The 18,633-nt window shown below is 62.5% G+C and carries 18 protein-coding genes; 12 read left to right on the top strand and 6 right to left on the bottom strand.

Features of this window, described 5'->3' with window-relative positions; all coding sequences use genetic code 11:
* The 10 genes from QK290_RS13355 to QK290_RS13400 form a co-directional block, all read left to right on the top strand.
* On the top strand, positions 1 to 1,261 hold a 1,261-nt coding region (locus tag QK290_RS13355), incomplete at its 5' end, for a chromosome partitioning protein ParA (RefSeq protein WP_282331136.1).
* A gap of 34 nt (positions 1,262 to 1,295) precedes the next feature.
* Positions 1,296 to 1,904, top strand: a complete 609-nt coding sequence (locus QK290_RS13360) for a DUF6668 family protein (protein ID WP_282331137.1) — start codon at positions 1,296 to 1,298, stop codon at positions 1,902 to 1,904.
* A gap of 11 nt (positions 1,905 to 1,915) precedes the next feature.
* Positions 1,916 to 2,185, top strand: coding sequence for a hypothetical protein (locus tag QK290_RS13365; RefSeq protein WP_104062334.1), 270 nt, complete (start codon positions 1,916 to 1,918; stop codon positions 2,183 to 2,185).
* A 28-nt stretch (positions 2,186 to 2,213) separates the two neighbouring features.
* On the top strand, positions 2,214 to 2,954 hold the full coding sequence (locus QK290_RS13370; protein WP_282331138.1) for a hypothetical protein: 741 nt from the start codon (positions 2,214 to 2,216) through the stop codon (positions 2,952 to 2,954).
* Positions 2,951 to 4,207, top strand: a complete 1,257-nt coding sequence (locus QK290_RS13375) for a hypothetical protein (RefSeq protein ID WP_282331139.1) — start codon at positions 2,951 to 2,953, stop codon at positions 4,205 to 4,207. Before QK290_RS13370 ends, QK290_RS13375 begins: the two co-directional genes overlap by 4 nt.
* Positions 4,194 to 5,702, top strand: coding sequence for an SCO6880 family protein (locus QK290_RS13380; protein WP_282331140.1), 1,509 nt, complete (start codon positions 4,194 to 4,196; stop codon positions 5,700 to 5,702). The genes QK290_RS13375 and QK290_RS13380 overlap by 14 nt, the downstream gene beginning before the upstream one ends.
* Complete coding sequence (locus QK290_RS13385) at positions 5,702 to 7,297, top strand: DUF87 domain-containing protein (protein WP_282331141.1); 1,596 nt, start codon at positions 5,702 to 5,704, stop codon at positions 7,295 to 7,297. Before QK290_RS13380 ends, QK290_RS13385 begins: the two co-directional genes overlap by 1 nt.
* Positions 7,294 to 9,063 carry a type IV secretory system conjugative DNA transfer family protein gene (locus QK290_RS13390; RefSeq protein WP_282331142.1) on the top strand — a complete coding sequence of 590 codons (1,770 nt, stop codon included), beginning with the start codon at positions 7,294 to 7,296 and terminating at the stop codon, positions 9,061 to 9,063. The genes QK290_RS13385 and QK290_RS13390 overlap by 4 nt, the downstream gene beginning before the upstream one ends.
* A gap of 11 nt (positions 9,064 to 9,074) precedes the next feature.
* Complete coding sequence (locus QK290_RS13395; RefSeq protein WP_282331143.1) at positions 9,075 to 9,518, top strand: DUF4913 domain-containing protein; 444 nt, start codon at positions 9,075 to 9,077, stop codon at positions 9,516 to 9,518.
* A gap of 517 nt (positions 9,519 to 10,035) precedes the next feature.
* Complete coding sequence (locus tag QK290_RS13400; RefSeq protein WP_282331144.1) at positions 10,036 to 10,713, top strand: hypothetical protein; 678 nt, start codon at positions 10,036 to 10,038, stop codon at positions 10,711 to 10,713.
* A 35-nt stretch (positions 10,714 to 10,748) separates the two neighbouring features.
* Here the strand turns inward: QK290_RS13400 and QK290_RS13405 are convergent, their stop codons facing one another.
* The 5 genes from QK290_RS13405 to QK290_RS13425 all read right to left on the bottom strand — a co-directional run bounded on the left by QK290_RS13405 (position 10,749) and on the right by QK290_RS13425 (position 15,246).
* Positions 10,749 to 11,432: a uracil-DNA glycosylase family protein gene (locus tag QK290_RS13405; RefSeq protein WP_282331145.1), complete on the bottom strand. Its 684-nt coding sequence runs from the start codon at positions 11,430 to 11,432 to the stop codon at positions 10,749 to 10,751.
* 59 nt (positions 11,433 to 11,491) lie between these two features.
* Entirely contained in the window at positions 11,492 to 11,746 is a 255-nt protein-coding gene (locus QK290_RS13410) for a hypothetical protein (protein WP_282331146.1), read from the bottom strand.
* Between the two features lie 25 nt (positions 11,747 to 11,771).
* Complete coding sequence (locus QK290_RS13415) at positions 11,772 to 13,277, bottom strand: competence protein CoiA family protein (RefSeq protein ID WP_282331147.1); 1,506 nt, start codon at positions 13,275 to 13,277, stop codon at positions 11,772 to 11,774.
* A gap of 399 nt (positions 13,278 to 13,676) precedes the next feature.
* Complete coding sequence (locus tag QK290_RS13420) at positions 13,677 to 14,516, bottom strand: hypothetical protein (protein WP_282331148.1); 840 nt, start codon at positions 14,514 to 14,516, stop codon at positions 13,677 to 13,679.
* 247 nt (positions 14,517 to 14,763) lie between these two features.
* Complete coding sequence (locus QK290_RS13425; protein ID WP_282331149.1) at positions 14,764 to 15,246, bottom strand: GNAT family N-acetyltransferase; 483 nt, start codon at positions 15,244 to 15,246, stop codon at positions 14,764 to 14,766.
* 504 nt (positions 15,247 to 15,750) lie between these two features.
* Here QK290_RS13425 and istA point away from each other — a divergent pair.
* Together istA and istB are read left to right on the top strand one after the other, a co-directional pair.
* Positions 15,751 to 17,436: an IS21 family transposase gene (gene istA, locus QK290_RS13430; RefSeq protein ID WP_282331150.1), complete on the top strand. Its 1,686-nt coding sequence runs from the start codon at positions 15,751 to 15,753 to the stop codon at positions 17,434 to 17,436.
* On the top strand, positions 17,433 to 18,251 hold the full coding sequence (gene istB / locus QK290_RS13435) for an IS21-like element helper ATPase IstB (RefSeq protein WP_282331151.1): 819 nt from the start codon (positions 17,433 to 17,435) through the stop codon (positions 18,249 to 18,251). The genes istA and istB overlap by 4 nt, the downstream gene beginning before the upstream one ends.
* A gap of 16 nt (positions 18,252 to 18,267) precedes the next feature.
* On the opposite strand, the gene QK290_RS13440 is transcribed toward istB, so the two are convergent.
* Positions 18,268 to 18,615 carry a DUF3024 domain-containing protein gene (locus QK290_RS13440; RefSeq protein ID WP_282331152.1) on the bottom strand — a complete coding sequence of 116 codons (348 nt, stop codon included), beginning with the start codon at positions 18,613 to 18,615 and terminating at the stop codon, positions 18,268 to 18,270.
* Positions 18,616 to 18,633: the final 18 nt, after the last annotated feature.

The raw sequence follows: 18,633 nt of genomic DNA on the forward strand, positions 1-18,633 counted from the left end.
ACTGATCGTGCACCCGGACAACAAGATCGAATCCGTCTCCTACGAACCGCGCCCGGCACGCCGCCGGGCAGAGGCCCCGGAAACCACCCCCGAGACCGTCGCTCCCACCGTCATAGATACGGTCCCTGTTGCTGCCCCTGAACCAGTAGCCGCCCCCGCACAGCCCACAGCGGCGGCAGCGATGGACCGCCAGCCATGGCCGCCCAACCCCGTCCAGACCGAGCCAACAACCGAGACTCCTGAGCCAGCCCAGCCGGCCGCCGCAGAACCGCAGACCACCGCAACCGCCCCGGAAGCACCGCTGACCCGGCGCAGCCTGAAGGAAACCTCCTTCCTGGTCAGCGCTCCGGTTTTGGAACCGGCAACACAGGGCTGGCGGGGAACGCTCACGCGACTCGGATACCGGATGGACCCCTCCGCGGAAGAACTCTCCGAACGTGAGGACATTCGCACTGTCAGCCAACACTGGCCCGGCCCGCGCACCATCGCGGTGGTAAACCGCAAGGGCGGGGCGAACAAGACCCCCACGGTCGTCATGCTCTCGGCCATCCTCGCCCGCTACAGCGGGGCCGCCACAGTGGCCTGGGACAACAACGAGTCTCAAGGCACCCTCGGGTGGCGGACGGAGAAGGGCTCCCACGACCGGAGCGTCCTGGACCTCATCGATGCTTCCAACGAGCTGCTATCCCCTTCAACGAACGCGGCAGAAATCGCGAAGTTCGTCCATCACCAGACCGGTGACAAATTCGACGTTCTGCGCTCGGATGAAAACGAAGAAGGCGACCACGAAGTCACCGCTGAGGAAGTCGACATCGCCCACCAGGTGCTCACCCGCTATTACCGGCTGGTGGTCATGGACTCGGGCAATACCGCCAGGTCAGCGAACTGGCGTCGGATGATTCACCACACCAACCAGCTCGTCGTGCCTGTGACAGCTATCGAGGACCGCGCCGAAGCCGCCCGGCTGACGCTGCAGACCCTCGAATCCCGTGGTGGCCACGACGCGGAGCTGGCACGCAACGCCGTTGTGATCGTCTCCGAATCCACTGACGCCAAGCGCAGCATGAGCGGGGACGCCTTGAAGCGGGCCAAGGACGAGGCCCGGCGAATCGCTGATGGCTTCGAACCGTTCGTTCGGGCTGTCGTCCGGATTCCTTACGATCCGGCCATGGTCAACGGTCCCATCCGTTACGAGGCCCTCCAGCCCGCAACCCAGCGGGCATGGCTGGCCGCAGCGGCCGCCGTCGCCTCCGGCTTCTAGAACAACCCACCGACGGATTCTGAAAGGAGGAATCATGCAACAGTCCCTGAACCCCTGGATCACCCGCCCAGCCGAAGACGCTACGGAGGCAGCCCTGGATACGCATGTGCCGCCTGCACCAGTGATCAGTGCGCCGCTGAGGGGAATGGTAGAACCGGACGCAGCAGACCGCCTCAGCCGACGCACCATGTCAGGCTCGCCAACGTTGTGGATTACCGGCGCCCACGGGGGAGCCGGCGAGAGCCGCATCGCCGACCTGTTCGACGGGGCCCGCCCAACAGGTCACTGCTGGCCCGTCCTGCAGGACGGGAGCACACCCCGGGTACTGCTGGTCTGCCGGGCAGACATGCGCGGCCTGACAGCGGCACAGAGCGCACTGACCCAATGGGCATCAAGTGCAGCACCGAAGCTGGATCTGCTCGGCCTCGCCGTCCTGGCGGACGCACCGGGGAAGTCTCCCAAAGCACTCCGTGACTTCGCCGCAATCGTCGGCGGGGGATCGCCCCGGCTCTGGACCCTTCCCTGGGTAGAGGCCTGGCGGCACGGCGACACCACGACACCGCCAATGGGCCGCGAATACCAACGCTTCATCACTGATGTAGCCGCCCTGTCCACCGACACCACACCCAGCACCACCCACTGAAAGGTCTCACCATGAACTCCTTCTCCGCACTTGCGGCAAGCGTCATCCCCAACCCCACCCCGGTCGTCCCGGCCGAGGCCGGCGGCCTGCTTACGGTCTTGAACTGGGCCTCCGGTATCGGGCTGGTCCTCGGCGTCCTGGGCGTCATCATCGTCGGCGTCGGCATGGTCATCCAGCTCCAACGCGGCGAGGGTGGCCAGGCCCTCGCCAAGCTCGGCTGGGTCCTCATGGGCTGCATCATCATCAGCGGTGCTTCCGGAATCGTCCGCGCCTTCGTCTAAAGCCAGCACCAACAACGGGAGGTTCATCATGAGCCAGTCAACAGAGAGCACCACCGAAAGCAATCCGTTCACCAAACCCGGTTTCCTCATCGCTGCTGCGCTGGTGGTCGCGCTGATCGCAGCAACCGTCGTCATCTTCCTGCTCCCCAAAGGACAGGGGAACGCCCAGCCCGCCCCTGCCCCGACAGAGACCAGCAGCACAGCCGCAGCCAGCCCCAGCGCCTCCGCTGGGGCTGGCAAGAGCGTCTGCGGCCTGCCTGCTTCTGCGGAAACGGCTTTGGGAACTGCACCGGCGACGAAGTGGGAACTCGTAGGCACCATGGCCGCGCCAACCGACCCCAAAATCGGTCCGGGCAAGACAGACGGCCAAGGCGTAAGGTCTTGCTTCGCCCACACACCTACAGGAGCGCTCTACGCAGCGGTGAACCTTTGGGCGCTAGGCATCGATCCCTCGAAAGAGCAAGCCATTGCCGACCAGCTTGCAGCTGAGGGTCCTGGTCGCGACGCAGGTATGAAAGCGCCACAGACCGCTGCTCCAGCCACGTCCGTGAAGATCCAGATTGCTGGTTTCAACGTCTCATATACGGCGAATCAAGCCGTTGTGGAACTGGCATTCAAAGCCGACAATGGCGCACTTGCATCTGTGCGGACAACACTTCTTTGGCAGGACGGGGACTGGAAAGGCGTCGTGGCCGACAACGGTGCACCTTTGGAAGAGCCACGTCAGGTCCGTGACCTTTCAGGATTCATCCCCTGGAGTGGGGCATGAAGCCAACCTGGAACCCGGCAGGAGACTGGCTTTCGGGCCTTGCAGACGACGCGATGGGAAACATGGCGAAAGCCATTTTGGAGGGCATGAGCCAGATGGCGACGACATTGTCTACTTTCTGGGTTTCCATGCCGACTGTGAACCTGGCGAGCGATGACGGAACTACGCCCAGCCCGGTTGTTTCTGCGGTAAATAGTGAATTAATGCCTTGGACGCTGGCACTGGCGGTCCTCGCGGTCATCCTCGGTGGCATCCGGATGATCTGGGAGCAGCGCGGGGCGCCGCTGAAAGACCTTCTGCGGTCCCTGGTCACTCTGACCTTGGTGTCGGGTCTGGGGCTGGGTGTCATCTCGATCCTGGTGATCGCCGCAGATGCTTTCTCGGCCGCCATCATCGACCGCTCCACGGACGGTAAAGGCTTCGCCGATGCAATGAACATCCTCGTGATGACTAACCAGACGGGGGTCGGAGTGTTTATCCTCATCGTCCTGGGATTGATCGGCCTGATTGCCTCCCTTGTCCAGATCGTTCTGATGGTCGTGCGAAGCGGCATGTTGGTGATCCTGGCCGGGATCCTGCCCACTACGGCTGCTTTCACGAACACGGAGATGGGCAGGCAGTGGTTCCAGAAGGCTGTTGGTTGGACCATCGCCTTCATTCTCTATAAGCCAGCGGCGGCGATCGTGTACTCGGTCGCGTTCTTGCTCATGAGCAATAAGACGCAGGTCCCCTTGATCGGTTCCATCACGGGTTTCACGCTGATGGTCGTTGCCCTGTTCGCACTCCCTGCGTTGATGCGGTTCGTGACGCCGATGGTGGGAGCCGTTGCTTCCGGCAGCGGCGCAGGGGCAGGTGCAGCGGTTGGGGCGATGGCTACAGGTGCTGTCTCCTTGGGCCGCAGTGGCAGCGGTAAGGGCAATGCGGCACCAACGCCAGCGAGCACGCAGAGCAGCCAGGCAGGCGCGTCTCCGAAGGGCAGTGACGGTACGCCGGGTCCCAGGGGAAGCGGCGGCCAGCCGACGCCAGGGTCAACCGGTCCTGGAGGTCCGGGTGGAGCTACCAGCACCGCGACCGCCGGCACTGCGGGAGCAGGAGCAACAGCAGGGGCAGCAACGGGAGCCAGCGGGGCAGCAGCAGCTGGTCCGGCTGGCATGGCCGTAGCTGCAGGCGCCCAAGTGGCGTCCAAGACGTCGCAGGCAATCGCAAAGACCGCGCAGGATTCAACCGGGGAGGGCCCCAGTGGCAGCAATTAATACCGAATACAAGGAACCGTCTTACGGTAACTGGCGCGTACCGCGCTCAGCGGGCCTGGGCAACCTCGGCGCTATCGGCACCGGGATTGTCATGGCCGGGCTGTTGATGGGCATCATCAGCTTCGCCATCTGGGGTCTGTTCCCGGGCCTCGCTGTCCTGGCCGTGGCCGGGGCAAGCGCCCTCCTGCTGACCGTCAAGGACAAGCACGGCCAGTCCGTCGTCGACCGCTTCGCCACACGGATGAGCTTCCGGCTCTCCAAGTCCTCGGGGACGAATCTCTACCGTTCCGGCCCCCTGGGCGTGACGCAGTGGGGCATGTACCAGCTGCCGGGCCTTGCAGCGAAGTCCACCCTGTACGAGTTCACTGACTCCTATAAGCGCCCGTTTGCCCTGCTGCATGTGCCGACCACCAGCCATTTCACCGTGATCTTCTCCACCGAACCTGACGGAGCCTCACTGGTGGACCCGGAACAGGTTGATGCGTGGGTGGCGAACTGGGGCGGCTGGCTCGCCGGGCTGGCGGATGAGGCTGGCCTGGACGCCGCGGCCGTGACGGTAGAGACCGCCCCGGATTCCGGATACCGGCTGCGGAACGAAGTTGAAATGAACATCGACCCGGACGCGCCGGCCTTTGCCCAGGCGATTCTGCGCGAGGTCGTTGACACCTACCCGGAGGGATCGGCCACGGTCCGTGCCTGGGTGTCCCTGACCTTCAACGCCTCCCTCCGGACAGGATCGAAGAAGCGCACACCGGAAGATGTGGCCCGCGACCTCGCCTCGCGGATCCCGGGCCTCTCGGCCCGGCTGCAGTCCACCGGCGCCGGTATTGCCCGTCCGATGTCAGCCCAGGAACTCTGTGAAGTCGTCCGGATCGCCTACGATCCCCCCGCTGCGCTGATCATTGATGAAGCGCACGCCGCCGGCTCCCCGGTGTCCCTGAGCTGGGGCGAGGTCGGCCCGACGGCGACGCAGGCAAGCTGGGATGACTACCGGCACGACAGCGCGTTCTCGGCCTCTTGGACGATGACCGGTGCACCCCGTGGGTCCGTGAACTCCTCGGTCCTGTCCCGGCTGCTGGCCCCGCACGGGGACATTGACCGCAAACGGATTTCCCTGCTGTACCGCCCGATGGATTCTGCCCGGGCAGCTGCCGTGGTCGAGCGGGACCAGAACAACGCCAACGTCCGCATCACCTCCGGGAACCGCCCCAGCGCCCGCGCCCTGGTCGACGCCCGCTCCGCTGTACAAACTGCTCAGGAGGAAGCCCAGGGTGCTGGCCTGGTGAACTTCGGGATGGTCGTCACGGCCACCGTGACCGATAGGGAACGCCTCGCTGATGCGGTGGCGGCCATCGAACAGACTTCCGGTACTGCCCGGGTGCTGTTGCGCCGTGCCTACGGCGCGCAGGACACCGCGTTCGCGGCATCTCTGCCGCTGGGGCTGGTCCTGCCCAAGCACAGCCTGCTGCCCTCCGAAATCAAGGACGCTCTGTAATGGCCCTCATGAAGATGTTCACCCGTTCCTCCAGGAAGGCAGCTGAGCCGGTATCGGCTGCACGGACGAAGGCAGAGCGCCAGCCACGCGAGGCCGGGCCGGGCTCCCGTGGTTGGGTCGGGCGTGGCGGGGGCATGGCTTCCCTCGTCCCGTCCGTGACGGAGTACCGGGGAACGACGGTCCAGGTCTGCGGGCTGTGGCCGTTCTCCTCCGGGGCGTCCTCGCCCATGATCGGCGTCCCGCTCGGACGCCACGAGGAAACCCAGGCCACGGTCTGCTGCGACCCGATCAGCTGGTTCCAGCGGGCACGGCTCATTTCCAACCCCTCGGCTTTCATCCTGGGCAAGCCCGGTCTGGGGAAGTCCACGCTGGTGCGCCGCATGTTCTTAGGGCTCTCCGCGCAGGGCGTCCACCCGCTCGTCCTGGGGGATTTGAAGGGCGAGCACGTCAAAGCGGTCCAGGCACTCGGTGGCCAGGTCATCAAGCTCGGCCGTGGCGTTGGCTACTTGAACATTCTTGATCCCGGCCAGGCCGTCGAGGTCGCGCAGCTCCTCGAGGCCAGCGACCATCACGAAGCCGCCACCCGGGTCCGGGCCGACGCTCACGGCCGCCGCCTGAACATGGTGGTCTCGCTGATCACGATCAGCCGGAACAACCCGCCCACGGATCAGGAACAGACGATCGTGGACCGAGCGCTGCGGGTCCTCGATGACCGGTTCGACGGTATTCCTGTCCTGAAGGACCTCCTGGACGTGATTGTGTCCGCGCCGGACGAGCTGCGCCAGGTCGCACTGGACCGTGGCGATATGGCCGTCTACCTGCAGGAGACACGGGCGCTGGAGGCAACCCTGCTGGGCCTGACCGGGGGAGGGAAGCTGGGAGAAATCTTCTCCCGGCAGACCACCAACCCCATGAAGCGGGATCGCGCCGTCGTCTTCGATGTCTCCAGCATCGATGAGACGGAGACGGATCTGCAGGCCGCCGTGCTGCTCGCGTGCTGGTCCTACGGTTTCGGGACGGTCAACGTCGCCAACGCTCTGGCCGACGCTGGCCTGGAACCGCGCCGGAACTACTTCGTGGTCCTGGATGAGCTGTGGCGGGCGCTGCGCGCCGGTAAGGGCATGGTTGACCGGGCGGACGCCCTGACCCGTTTGAACCGTTCCGTGGGCGTCGGGCAGATCATGATTTCCCACACCATGTCCGACCTGCTGGCACTGCCGGCAGAAGAGGACAGAATGAAGGCCCGCGGCTTCGTCGAGCGTTCCGGCATGGTGATCTGCGGTGGTCTGCCGGCCTCGGAAATGCCGCTGCTGACCTCAGCGATTCCGTTGTCCCGACAGGAGCAGCAGAAACTCATCTCCTGGCAGGACCCGCCCGCATGGGACTCCCGCGGAGTCGACGTCGAACCCCCAGGCCGGGGGAAGTTCCTGATCAAGGTCGGCGGCCGCCCCGGAATCCCGGTGCAGATTGGGCTAACGTCAATCGAAACCGGAGACCACGGCGTGAACGACACCCAAACGAGGTGGCACGCCCCAGCTGATTCTCTCCTTGGGCCAGTAGCTCCTGAGCTGCCCGGCGACGGAGGCGAACTGTGAGCGCACCGAACCGTAAGGGGATGGGCCTCGGGGATGCCCTGCTGGTCTGGCTGGCCATCGGCTCTATCGTCGTCTTTGGCGGCGGGACCTACGCGGCCGCTCACGTGGGTTCTTGGATGGCCGGCATCGAGGCACCGCCCGCCCATCCGATTGATCTGATTGCCGGGCTGGTCAAGGGCCGGGTGCCCTGGCCAGCCCAGTCCACCGTCGCCGCTGCTCTCATGGCCGGCGTGATCGTGGTCCTGGCTATCGTCGTGCTGGTGGCTTGGAGGAAGGGTGCGAGCAAGCGTGCCCGGGTCGATAAGGCCGCCCGGTACCTGGGGCGCGGGAAGTCCTTGGCCGCGTTCTCCGAGAAGGGCGCAAAGGCCACGGCCGAGCGCCTCGGTGTGAAGGACACTCCGGGCATTGTGGTGGGCAATGTAGTCTCCACCAGCCAGAAGTTCATTCAGTCCTGGGAAGACCTCAGCATCGACATCTGGGGTCCTCGAACGGGTAAGTCAACCTCCCGGGTTATGCCCGCGATCCTGGACGCACCTGGTGCCGTCGTCTCGACCTCGAACAAGCGCGACGTGGTGGACGGCACCCGCGGCGTCCGGGTCCTGACTGCCCCGGTGTGGGTCTTTGATCCGCAGAAGATCGCACAAGAGGAACCGGACTGGTGGTGGAACCCCCTCTCCTACGTAACGGACGAAGAGAAGGCCTACAAACTCACCCAACACTTCTCGGTCGGTTCGCGCCTTCCGGGGTCCAAGCCGGATGCCTACTTCGACCCGAAAGCCGAAGACATCCTCTCCTCGTACTTCCTCGCAGCTGCGCTGGGGGAGCTGCCCATCACCCAGGTGTATCTATGGGTGACGGAGCAGGTCAGCCAGGAACCCATCGAAATCCTGAAAGAGCATGACTACGAGCTGCAGTACAAGGGCCTCGAGTCCACGCTGAAGCTGGCCGACAAGCAGCGCGACGGCATCTTCGGCACGGCCGAGAAGATGATCCAGTGCCTCAAGAGCAGGAGCACGCTCCGCTGGGTCGCCCCGGCACGCGGTGCGTCCGTGGCCACGGATCCCCGCCGCCACTTCAACCCCCACGACTTTGCCGCCTCACAGGAGACGATCTACATCCTCTCCAAAGAAGGGGCCGGCTCCGCTGCCCCACTCACCACGGCACTGACGGTAGCCATTGCCGAAGCCATGGAAGAACGCGCCGAGCGCAGCGGCGGCCGCCTGCCACTGCCTGCACTGTTCGCCCTGGATGAGCTGGCCAACGTCGTCCGCTGGGCCGGACTGCCAGACCAGTTCAGCCACTACGGCTCCAAAGGCCTGATCGTCATGGGCATCCTGCAGTCCTGGTCCCAAGGCGTCGAACTCTGGGGTGAAGCGAACATGCGCAAAATCTGGTCCGCCGCCAACGTCAAGGTCTACGGCGGCGGCGTCGCCGAAGAAGGCTTCCTCCGAGCACTCTCAGACCTGATCGGAGACTATAGCTACACCAACGTCTCCATCTCCTCCGGCAAATCCGGGTCCAGCCGCTCCCGGCAGGAAAGCAAGGAACGCATCTTAGACGTCTCCAACCTCGCCGAACTCGACCGGGGCCGCGCCGTCGTCCTCGCCTCGGGTGCACCGGCCACCCTGGTCCGGACCCTGCCCTGGTACACCGGGCCCCACAAGGAAGCCGTAGAGGCATCCATCAAGACCTACAGCCCCCGCCCCGAAGAACCGGCCGTACCTGTGGCAGCTGAGCCGGTGGCTAATCCCTGGGTCACGAAGTAGGAGGTTCTGAGATGAAAAGCGAAATCGGACGATTCAGCACAGCTCCCGCCCCGAGCGAACCAGAGGCACCTGCCGAAAAGCCGGCGGAGGAGCAGAAGCCACCTGAACTGGTCTACGGCTCAACCGAAGAGTTCCTGCACGAGCAACTGCTACCGACCTACGTACGCGACGTCGACGGCCGCGCCGCGAAATGGTGCATCGAGTGGTACTTCCACCCCGAAGCACTCTCCCGCGTAGAAGCTCTCTGGAGAGCTTGGGAACACCTCAGACTCGACGGGGCCACCGGCATCAGCGTCTGGTTCAAAGACCACGCGGACCACCACATGACCGTGCTCCTGGACCCCCGCGGCCCGTTCTACAAATGCGACATGCAAAAACATCGCGACCCCGAACACCTGGACCCAAAGAAAGCCCCGGAAGGCTGGTTCCCAGACGTACGGACTCCGGCAATGTAGAGAACCAGCGCACGACACTCGGCATGAGAGAACGGCGGTAAGCGAGGCCGCGGTGGCCTTTCGGGTAGGAACGTCACCGGACACTGGCGGGGCAAACGGCATGCGTGATACACCGTCTCGTAAGCCGCCGGTTGCGAGTCGCGCGCGAGACGCTCTGCGTTTTCCCTAGGAACCGACGAAGCGTGTCAACGCTTCAGCGCCGATAGCGTCGGATATTTCACTTTTTTCACAAGACGCCCCAAGTACCCGGGCGGATAGGCTTGAAGGCAGAGAAGCCGGGATGTTCCTCTGAGAAATGGCGGGCGTTGTTCCTTCGGGAAACAAGGCCCGCCATCTCCTTTCTAATTTCACCGCCACGGGATCTTTGCTTACGCGCAACGCTGTGAGCCTCGTAGGGCCGCCGCAGCCAGGCAACCTTACGGCTCGGGTGCGACAGGTCATCCTTGCGGCCGCAACAACCAGGCGCGAGGCGGCATATGCGAAGGTAAGTGAACCATCTACCTGGGGGAGACCGACCATGCCAGCCGTACCTGCCAACCTGCAGACGAGATTAGAGAAGTGGGAAGCGGAGGGGCGTCCACCACAGAAGGCCTTCGAATGGGAGGAAACGAACTGGCAAAGGTATCTCGGCAACAGCGCCATTTTTGAAACTCTTCCGAATCCTATTGACCGCGCTGGCGTCCTGGAATCGTTCAAGCTCATCAATGACCGGGACTCGGCACTTGACGCCTACATCGCCAGCTACCTCTGGGGTTACGCCAAGGCCAACTTCGGGCCGTACCGCGCGGAGCGTGTCATCCGGTTGAACACCGATCCCAAGAACGGGAAAGACTTCGCCGTCGAGTTGCACACGCTCGCCCAGATCGGGATGACCGACGGCGGGAACGCCGCGTTCCAGCACATCGTGGACAGACGACAAAGTAACAGGAAGTTCTTCGATCAGTGGGGGCCTGCCTTCGCGACCAAATTCATCAGCTTCGCCACAAAGGCCTCCGACCAAGTGCCCACCACTCCCATCATGGACAGCATTGTCGCGGAATGGTTCCGGAAGCACTGCGAGGAGATCGCTCCACTCTGGCTTACCTGGTACAGCGCTAGTAGCTACCGCCGGTACACCGAATGCATGGCCGAATGGGCAGTCGAGCTCGGCATTGAACCAGAGCAGGTCGAACAGCTCATCTTCGGGAAAGACTGAGCGCGGAAGGGGCTTGAGCTCCTGTCCTCAGACGTTCATTTGGACATCGCTGCCGCCCGCGCAAAGGCTTCCCTCAGTAATTCCTTGTTGGGTTTGCCCGTGACTGCATCTGTCTTGTTGTAAGCAAGTGGACTCGGGTGGGGCCCGAGAATGGCGGGGAGGCTCTTGAGCTCAAGAGATGCACTGAGCAGCAGCTGCGACCAAGCCGTTTGCGCCTGTTTACCCAAAAGGAGAACCACCTTGGGACGGGACTCCAGCAATTCCATCAGCTCGGCCAGCAGTGGAGCCGCCCGACGGGCTTCAGCAGCCAAAGTGCGTGGTGGAAAGGCTGGGTTTGCAACCCACCAGGGCACGACGTTCCAGTGGAGGGACCTGGAGTAGGGGAGACCGCCGGCTTCGGCAGCGAGTGTGGAGTTATGGGCCGTTGGGTCATTGTTGTCCCGGCTGATGAACCCTGAACCGAGTTGCGCTTCTCCGGACGGGTCCTGGAGCAGAACCAGAACGTCAGCCCCCTGCGTCGCCGACCGTGGGTCGAAGTAAGGGACGCTTTCCTTTGTGGAAACCCGGACCTCATCAACCCACTTATTCAGAGAGCCAACGACGCCTTCGTATCTGCTCTCCTGCCGGTGCTGGAGGACGTGGGGGAGGTGATGCCGGCTAAGCAAGGTTCCGGCGTTGTACGCGTGCTTATTCCATATGACTGTGGATCTGTCCTTCACTCTGCCTGCCGTTCTCTCAATGCTAAATATTGTGCGGCAAGCCGACCACAATCATGTCTCTAACCGAACGACTGCTTGTAGAGGACGGCTGTAAATGACCCGTCTCCCATCTCCTGCCAAGTCCGGTACGCGTAGCTCTTGGGTACCCAAAAAACCACGGAATTCAGGCCATTGCTGTAGAAGGTTCCCTCACCCTTCCAGGAGATTGGTCCCTTGTCCTCAGCATTGCCCTGGTCATCAGTAAGCCGCACCCACCAAGTACCGTCTGGTTTCGGGTAGACCGTCATGCTGATCGGTTCAGCTTCGTTATTCATGGCCTCAAGCTACCCCGGCCCGGGCTCATTTACCGCGCGGTATGGGTACGCACCGTTCAAGCAGTCTCTTCATCATTGCCGTGCCCTCATCTTCAGGGGTCCTTCCCTTGGCGATGCCCTCATAAAATTTATCCGAATAATGCCGGTAACCCGGGCTTACGTTTGCTTTCGTCCTGAGCTGGCGCCAAAGGCACTCGTACTGAGGATGGGGTCCTCTGCCACACCAATCGCAGGAGGTGATCTTGGCTGGTTGCAGCTTTTCGTTCTTCCGGGTCGAGGACCAGGAACTGGACGTTGGTTCCCCGGGGTCCGGATACCGGTGCCCGGTCATGATGGCCACGGCGTCTCTTGCCGAGATCTCCGTCCCCACCAGCGCAACGTCTACTGCGTCTGCGCGCGTCAGCTGGCGGCGTTGGTATTGGCCAGAAATGTACCCGTCAAACGTTGGCTGCTGGCTCTCTGACGGGTCCTGGCTGCATGGTCCGAATCCCTTGTCGGCGCAAAGGTGGATCTGGGTGAGGATTCCATCAGCAAGGGGAATACGGGCTGTCACGGGTATGGTCACGGACTTCCAGCGGGTCTCCAGCTCCAGGAAGCCGTCACCGAAAAAGCCGACTCTGCAATGAGCGCAGCCGTAGGCCAGGGAGGTCTTCTCTGCCTTCTTCGAGTGGTGCATCCGCAGGGGAGCCAACGGCGGAATACTGCCTTTGCCCAGTATTGCCGTGACGTCGCTGGCAATCAGAGTCTCGATGCGTTCAGTTGGCCATAAAGGAAAGTCTGTCCGCGTGGCTTCGGTTGTCTCCTGGCAGCGGGACCGGAGGGATGCAGCACTTATCCTCCAGATTGTGGATGGCCGCTTGCAGGCCCAGCAGTTGTCGGTCAGATGCTGAATGGTCACCGAGGTGATCCGTGCCTGGATCCGGTCGAGGTGCAGCCCCAGCAGGACAGCGGTGACGTGTGCGTGAAGACCAACCGCGGCCGCCTGCTGGAACGCTTTCTCTGCCAGGACATCAAACGGAGCATCGTTGCCCTCGAACACGACGTGGGGCACGCCGGAGCGCCTGGCCTCGTCCTTGTTTCGCCGGTGGACGTACCAGAAGCATTCAACGCCGTCAGCGGTATAGCGTTCCTGTCGGCGCCGAAACTCTCCGGCGTCCTGGCGTGACCACTGGACCTCCAACGCCAGGCGCCTGCCATCGCTCTCCGCCAGGACATCCGCGACCCACGCCCGACCTTCTGTGCTGCACTCGACACTCACCTGCCAGCCGGCATCTCTGGCCGCCTGTGCGATCAGAGTTTTGAGCGCCCTGTGTTGAGGCGACTCGTTCCAACAATCGATTAGACCGCACTGCACGCCGGCCTTGTGCGCAAAGTGCTTGAGGCCACGCCTGGACGTGCGTGGGATTCCAGGCACTCCGCACCGCATGAGCAAGGACCGGCTCTTGTACTCGCTCTTCACCAGATCCCAGTGCTCATCCGTGGCTAAATAGGATTCGATTCGTTCCCCGTCGAGAAACGCGACCAGCGGCATTGGCCCCCCTTACTGCCCCGCGGGCATTTGACTCACCCTAACCACAGGCACCGACAGAATGCTGCACCCGGAAGCCGACCGGTTATTGAGAAGCGCCTGCTGTCGCGATGAACATGCGCACCCTGGCATTCAGTGGATGGTCCGCATCGCCATTGCCGCGCGATGGACTTCAGTCACAACCGAAAGGAAGCATGTCTCACGGCTTGGACTGAAGCGTTCAAGGATAGCCATGCCCTCAAAACGAAGCTCGAAGAAGAGGGCAGGAAAGGTGAAACCGACAAACCGGCCAGTGAAACGATACGCATGGGCCGTAAGGATCTTCGGGTGACTATTTCTTTCGGGCGACGCTGGGCAGCCCCGCTCCTCCGAGCACTGAAAGTGTTCGGGCTATGAACCGCCTCATCGAGGGACGCGGTGGTTGCTTGGTTGCAGCTCCTCATGGAACTTGGACCTCATCGCCTCAAGATTCTCTGTGGCTGTGATGAGGAAGGCTCCCAGAAATGTCAGTCGGGAAGTAAGCCAGAATGATGCAGCCTGGTCGTCTGCTTTGCCTACAAACTTTCGCTCTAGGATCACCGGCAAAAGCTGCCCATTTGCATGAGCCATGCCGCTACATGCCTTCCACACTTGGAGTCCCGTCAGTCCCCGACGACTTGGCACCACGTTGTCCGCGTTGGTCACGACATCTGTCGTAGTGACCCGCTGATCCAAGTTGTGGGTCTTGTGGCGTTTGAGGTTCTGCTGAAGCGCCAGGAGCCGTTTTCTCGTCTTTGTACCACTCTCGCTCCTTGGATCGAAAGCCTTTCCAAGGCTTGCTACGTCCTCGTTGTTCTCGTAGGACAAGCGCAGGCACCGAAATGCTTGCTTGTCGTCATTGCCAGAATTCAGTAACCAGAGCCCGTACGAGGTTGACTCCACGGCGGAGCGAATCATGGAATAGAGAGCGGTCATTGGTACGTCTTTAGTCTTCTCGATGTACATCCCGGTGGCCCTGAGATTGTCTACAGCGACCAAATTGAAGTTCGCAATGTGGTGTGAAAGCGGCTGAAACGGCGTCAGTTTGTCGACTGCAGCAACGGAACTCTGTGGATGAGGTTCGGGCCAGTCAGGCTCTGCCAGTATTGCGTCCACTCTTTGAATGGCCTCCTGAATCAGAGCAGATCCTGCTTGCTCCTCTTCTGGTGATTCGGTGGTGTTATAGGAAAACGCCATCTTCTCCAACTTTCCGCTGCGTGCCAATACCGAGAGCCTACGGGGCAAAAGCTGGACCGGCATTGTGGCGATTGGCGATGGCTACGCTGCCGTGCACGCCGCGCTGCACCACAGAACTGCTGAAGGCCACTGGCTCATCGTCATCAGAACGTTGTGTGCCCCAGAAGCTGGCAGCTAGGGCTAACTACAACAGTGTGGAAAATTCTCGAACACAGGTGACGCGAGGGTGTCCGTCAACGGCGTTGCTGCCGGAGGGGCAACCGTGATCGTGTCGTCAGCCCGCGCTGTCCCTGGCCATGGGCCAGTTCTGCCTGCTGATGCGGCGGTTAGCCGGCCGTCGCAGCGTGAAGCCTAAACGCTCGTAGAAGCGCCACAGCTGTTCCTGGTCCGCGGTGGCATCTGGGTGGACGTAGGCCATGGTGTTGCCTGCCTCCTCGCTCTCCTGCAGGAAGGTTTCCACGAGGTCCGTGCCAATACCATCGTCCTGGTGGGCGACGTCGACGTACATCGCGAGCAGCACGGAGCACCTCCGGTTTGGCCGGTCCGCGTAGTCCTCCATCTCGTTCGCGTTTTCGTTGGCGTGGCTGCCGGTGAGCCACCCGACGATGGTGCCGTCGCGCTCGGCAACGTGGGTACCTGGGCCGTAGGGTCCCTGGCGGTTGGCGTATCGCTTGGATTCAAACTCGTGCCTATGCCAGTGCTTGAGCAGTTCTGCGAGCTGGGGTGCGTCGTGGTGGGTGGCGATCCGGATCTTCACGGCACTGATCCTAGCGGCTCAGGCCCTTTGAGCCTGTTTTGCGCCCCACTGGCCATGCGGGCTTTATGGCTTTGCTTTGGACCTAAGGAGCTTTATCGAGAGGGGCCAGATCCTGCATTTCCATAACGTCCTTCGGAACGGCTTGGCTAGAGTTCCTTTTGGACTGGGCTGTCTCGACAACCCACTCCCCTGCTGCCCGACGATTGATGACTCGCAAGCTCAGGTTTTCGTAGTCAAGACAGCGCCGTCCAGAGACGTGGGTTCCTTCGCCTACGTCAACTGCGAAATGCTCAACTCGGATTGATTGGTAGACCTTTGCGATCTGAAGTGTGCCACCGACGCTTGGGACGCTGTCATCGTGGTTGTGGCAGTTTGAGTTGAACCCGGTATGACGGTTTGATTTGAGCCCACCTGCCGACTCGCCGGGCAGCTTGTGACGGTTTGAGTTGGACCCACCCCAGCGTTGTTCTCATCTGATTGGTTTCCAACGGTGGAGGGCATGGGATGAGGTCAAAAGTGGAGCTGTTTGCCAGAATTCGCCGGGATGCGCGGGTGGAGGGACTATCTATTCGTGCGCTGGCCCGGCGCCACGGAGTAGGGCGACGGCTCGTTCGGCTGGCGTTGGATTCCGCGGAACCGCCGCCACGGAAGACGCCGGTGAGAGTGGCACGGCAGCTGGAGCCGGCCAAGGTCCTGATTGATGCGATGCTGTCCGAGGATCTTCAGGCGCCCAGGAAACAGCGTCATACCGTCCGGCGTATCTTCGCCCGGCTCGCTGATGAGCATGGGTTCTCCGGTGCCTCGTATTCGACCGTCCGGGACTATGTCCGTGTGAGGCGGGCGGAGATTGAAGCCGGTGCCGGGCGGGGACCGGAGGTTTTCATTCCTCAGGAACACGCACCCGGCGCCGAGGCCGAGGTCGATTTCGGGGATGTCTGGGTGGATCTGGCCGGCGTCCGGACCAGATGCTATATGTTCGCTTTCCGTCTCTCCCATTCCGGCAAAACGATCCACCGGGTCTATCCGACGTGCGGCCAGGAAGCATTCCTGGAGGGTCATATCGAAGCGTTCGACATGATCGGCGGCATCCCGGTGCGGCATATCCGGTATGACAACCTGACCAGCGCGGTGACTAAAGTCCTTTACGGGGGCGGTCGGCAGAGGATGGAAAACGAGCGCTGGGTGCTGTTTCGATCCCACTACGGCTTTGATCCTTTTTACTGCGAGCCCGGCATCTCCGGCGCCCATGAAAAGGGCGGCGTCGAAGGAGAGATCGGCCGGTTCCGGCGGAATTTCCTGACCCCGGTGCCGGTTGTTGAATCCCTGGCTGAGCTGAACCGGAAAATCCGGGCATGGGACGAGGGCGAGGACCGCCGGCGGATCGGCAACAGGATCAACACGGTGGGCCAGGACTTCGCCGCTGAACGTCCTTTCCTGGCGCCGGTACCGGTTGAAGGGTTTGATCCGGGCCTGGTCCTCAGTCCCCGGGTCGACCGCTCGGCGCTGATCAGTGTCAGGACGGCCAGATATTCCGTTCCGGCCCGGTTCATCGGCCGCAAAGTCCGGGTCTCGCTGCGGGCGACGGAGATCCAGGTCTTTGACGGCAGAACACTGATTGCCACTCATCCGCGCACCGTGGCCAGGGGCGGGCAGTGCGTTCAGCTGGACCACTATCTGGAAGTACTCCGCATAAAGCCCGGTGCTCTGCCGGGATCCACCGCCTTGTCCCAGGCCCGCGCTTCGGGCGTTTTCACTCCGGCTCATGACGCGTTCTGGGCAGCGGTCAGGAAAACCGACGGCGACGCGGCAGGGACCAGGGAATTGATCGATGTCCTACTCCTGCACCGCTCGATGGATGCCCGGGACGTCGTCGACGGAATCGCCGCAGCCTTGCGGGTAGGGGCAGTAACGGCAGATGTTGTCGCCGTAGAAGCCCGCCGGGCAGCAGCTGAACGCGCCACGGCGCGGGGCCCGGCCGATCAAGTTCCCCACCGGAGAGCGGAAATTGTCCAGCACCGGGTTCTCAGCCTTACCCAGCGCCGCCTGGCAGATCCCGCGGCAGTGATCGCCGGCCTGCCGGCAGACAAACGGCCGCTGCCGTCGATGGCGGCATATGACCGGCTCCTCAGACTGCCGGACCGCGTCGCGTCCCCGGATCCTGTCCCTGCCAGAGAAGGAAACGCATCATGAGCCCGACCCCACCGGTTGTCACCTCCCAGCCGCTGCGCCGCCGGCGCGGAATGACTGAACAGGCCGCCATGGCCGCAGTGGAACAGGCATGTCGCCGGCTGCGCCTGCCAACAATCAGGACCGTACTTGAGGAAGCCTTGACCGTGGCAGGGAAAGAACAGCTCTCATACCAGGGATTCCTCGCGGAGCTATTGCTCGCCGAGTGCGATGACCGGGACCGGCGCAGCTCCCTGCGGAGAGTGAAAGCGGCGAACTTCCCCCGCGATAAATGGCTGGGCGACTTCGACTACGAGGCGAACCCGAACATCAACCAGGCCACGATCAATACCCTCGCCACCGGGGACTGGATCAGGAAAGGCCAGCCGCTGTGCTTCATCGGCGACTCAGGAACCGGCAAATCCCACCTACTCATCGGTCTCGGCACGGCCGCCGCGGAAAAGGGTTTCAGGGTCAGATACACCCTGGCCACCAGGCTGGTAAATGAACTGGTCGAGGCCGAGGACGAAAAGGTCCTGGCCAAGACCATCGCCCGCTACGGACGCGTCGATCTGCTGTGCATCGACGAACTGGGCTACATGGAACTGGATAAACGCGGCGCCGAACTGCTCTTCCAGGTCCTCACAGAACGCGAGGAGAAAGCATCCGTGGCCATAGCGACCAACGAATCATTCTCGGGCTGGACCAAGACCTTCACCGACCCCCGACTCTGCGCAGCCATCGTTGACCGGCTCACGTTCAAGGGAACCATTATCGAGACCGGAACGGACTCCTACCGGCTGGCCCACACCAAAAACCAGCAACCCCGGGATGAATGAATACCCCTGCTGGCTGCTATCCCCAAAAAATCGGATCCCCGCTTTTATCCACATGATCCAGAAGGACCTGAAGACTCGGGCTGGGAGCGAGGAACCGGTACTGATGGAACTTCAGATTCCGGTCGCGCCAGAACAAGGTCCACAGCCCCGTCTTCTTGGTGAAATACATCCTCGCTATGGGAAACCGGGACCACTGCGTTTCCCCGTTCTCATCCCATGGCGGACGGCACTCAAGAATCGTGATGTGACGGGCAGCAACATCGCACTCCACCCGAATCTCATCCCTGAACCTGGCAGGCACCCGCCCTGCACACCAACGGCGCGCACGGGCAACATCGAGCTCGGGCAATCCGGAAGAAACCATACCCACGATGATCCCAGA

Origin of the sequence: Pseudarthrobacter sp. AL07, assembly GCF_029960665.1 — a bacterium.
Taxonomy (GTDB): domain Bacteria; phylum Actinomycetota; class Actinomycetes; order Actinomycetales; family Micrococcaceae; genus Arthrobacter.